At 27.7% G+C, this 2,906-nt stretch carries 3 protein-coding genes; 2 read left to right on the forward strand and 1 reads right to left on the reverse strand.

The window, feature by feature from the left end:
* Together DRF58_RS18640 and DRF58_RS17860 are read left to right on the forward strand one after the other, a co-directional pair.
* Positions 1-218, forward strand: a 218-nt coding sequence (locus DRF58_RS18640) for a hypothetical protein (protein ID WP_206605242.1), incomplete at its 5' end; no start/stop codon positions are given.
* Positions 219-433: 215 nt separating this feature from the next.
* Complete coding sequence (locus tag DRF58_RS17860) at positions 434-1,045, forward strand: hypothetical protein (RefSeq protein WP_116037294.1); 612 nt, start codon at positions 434-436, stop codon at positions 1,043-1,045.
* Between the two features lie 481 nt (positions 1,046-1,526).
* On the opposite strand, the gene DRF58_RS17865 is transcribed toward DRF58_RS17860, so the two are convergent.
* Positions 1,527-2,738 carry a site-specific integrase gene (locus tag DRF58_RS17865; protein ID WP_116037295.1) on the reverse strand — a complete coding sequence of 404 codons (1,212 nt, stop codon included), beginning with the start codon at positions 2,736-2,738 and terminating at the stop codon, positions 1,527-1,529.
* Between the last annotated feature and the right edge of the window lie 168 nt (positions 2,739-2,906).

Here is a 2,906-nt window from a genome sequence, read left to right on the forward strand (position 1 = left end):
CGGAACCGATGCGCCTGGAACGAATCCCAGCGATTACAGGAACCCAAACGCAACGCCCGGAACGATGGCACCGGAAACAATACACCTGGAGCGAATCCGGCTATCATCTGCATATCAGCGCAACGCCTGGAACGATGGCACCGGAAACGATACACCTGGAGCGAATCCGGCTATCATCTGCACGTCAGCGCAACGCCTTTAATAAATTATTTTATTAATTTATATCAATATTTAAAACTATAAGGATATATACAATTTTTAAATTTATTTTTGAACGTTTTTAACTTCAAATTGACATATTTTGTGCTTCCTTACTATTTTATAATAGTTTGGAAGCATTTTTATTTTTTGATAAATTAATTTTTAAATTTCTATCAGTATTTAAAATAATGGTAAAACATATTATTTTAAAATTATTTTTGTAAAAAAACGTATGGAATTTACACCAATAAAAGTAGCTTTTAATGAATATGGCTACAATCAAACATTAAAAGAATACAACTATTACAAAAATCATTTTCAAACTTATATTGATGAAATAATCAGTTTGAATATTGAAGCAATTACAATAGAAGAAAATGATTTATCAGATTTATTTACTAATCCAAAAGAATTTTTCGCGAATAAAATCATAACTGAACCAACGGTTATAAATGGATTAACTTTAGATAAAAGTAAAACATTTGAACTTTTAGACATTCCTATTGAATTAAAAAATATTATCTCAAAAATTAGTCAAGAAATTATTTTTAGAGAGAATGACCCAAAAAGTAATTTTTATCAATATGCAGATTTTTTTATAGTAGATAATGGTAATGTAGAAGTAAAACCAAGTTTGTTAGAACAATGGCAAAATCAATATTCCATTTTCATTACAAACGAAAAACAAGAAAAAGTAAATAATAATTTAAATATTATTATTGAAAAACTGCACGAAATAACAGAAATACACGATAATTCGAATATTGATTTTGTTTTAGACAGATATTTGGATATTAACGGAAAGAATATATCTGTTAAATACAACAATCTAAAAAAGATTTAAATTCTACGTTTTATTATAAGTTTTTGATAATGCTTTCATACTATTAAAATTAGTTTAGGAAGCATTTTTAGTAATATATTTTTGCTCGTTATTTTGTCTAATCTTAAACTTAATGTATAAATAAAATTGATATTAACGCAACGCCTTGAACGATGGCACCGGAACCGATGCGCACGGAGCGAATCCGGATATCATCTGAAAGAAAACTTTTTTAAAATCATTTAAAAAAAACTCTCACTTTTTATAACGCACAAGCCCAAAACCGACTTATTTAGTCGGTTTTTTTATAAAAAAAGCTGTCCAAGCATCCAGGAACGCAAGCACCAGGAACGCTGTCCAAGATATGCAGTGTTTTAAATAGTTCTTTTAAAAAATGTTTAAACACCTTTTAAAAGCTATTTAAATTAAAAGAGTTTACAAACAAAAAACGCCCTAAATTAAGGCGTTTATAGATTTTGTCGTTTAATGAATGAAGCAAATTTTAAAAGTTTATTGCTTTCAAATCATTTAAAATAGTGTTGTCCATTATATGCCCGTAAATCTGTGTAGTAGTGATTTTGGTATGTCCTAAAATCTTTTGAACGGTTGTTATATTTGCACCTTTATAAAGTAAATAGGTGGCTGTTGTGTGCCGTGCAGAATGAAAGGTTATTTGTTTATTTATCTTGCTTTCTTCAGCTATTTTCTTTAAACATCGGTTTAAATGTTGGTTTGTTGCTGGTGGAAATATATTTGAATTACCAAGCTTATAATATTTGTAAATAATATCTTTAGCCTTTCCGTTAAATAGCGTTTCAATTGGAATTTTTACAGGCTTTTCGGTAGTGTTAATGTTTTTAACTGCCTTTTTTATTATCCAGTTTTCGCCATTTACAAAGACAATATTAGAAATTTCCAAACTCATTACATCCGAATAACGCAAACCAGTATAAACAGAAAACAAAAACAAATCTTTTGCTAATTGGTATTTCTCCAAATCATTTTTTAAAATACAATTTTCAATTTTTTCAATTTCAAAAGGCGTTAAATATTGTCTTTCACTTTCGATTTTTTTAACTTTAAATTTCTTGAAAGGATATTGATTAATATCAATTAAATCTTTATTAATCGCTAAATTAACATAGGTTTTAATGTTTTTAAAATATTTATAAATTGTGTTTTGATTTAATTTCCTTGATGGTTGATTTTTAAATTTAACATCACATTTTGACGACCTTACAAACCTCTCGAAATCGTGCAATAATTCAAAATTAATCCCATCCATGGGAATATTTTTATTAAACTGATTTAGGCGGTTTAGTGTGCTTTTATGATTTTTCTTTGTTGCTTCTGTAAGGTTTGAATTTTCTAATTCCAGTTTAAAAAACTCATTAAAATTAGAAAAATCGTTTTTCTTATAAACATCATCAAACATATCTATAAAAAAAGGCTTTTTGGAGTTTAAAAAACTTAATTCAAATTCTTCATAATCGGTAAGAATTTGATTTAAACGCTGATTAAGTTGGATGCTGTTAGGATGAGAAGATTTAAAACGATTTTTTGAATTATCCCAAAATTCCGGTTTTCCCTTGATTTTTGTATCTATAATTTTTCGATTTCCGTTTAATCTTAATTCTAAATGAATTGATGCAAAACCGTTTTTGTCTAATCTATTTCTACGGTTATACCTAATGTTAATGAGTGTTTTAGCCATTTTATTTAGTGTTAATGTTGTACAAAAGTAGAAATAAAAACGCTCAAAAAAGTGTTACCGAATTGTTACGGATCAATCTCAAAAGTTGTGTGCAAATTGAAATAAGTTTTCGATTTTTGCAGTAAACTTTAAGAACATTGGATCATTATCTGGAACTGCTGAAACATA

The sequence above is a fragment of the Epilithonimonas hispanica genome, assembly GCF_003385395.1.
GTDB lineage: Bacteria > Bacteroidota > Bacteroidia > Flavobacteriales > Weeksellaceae > Epilithonimonas > Epilithonimonas hispanica.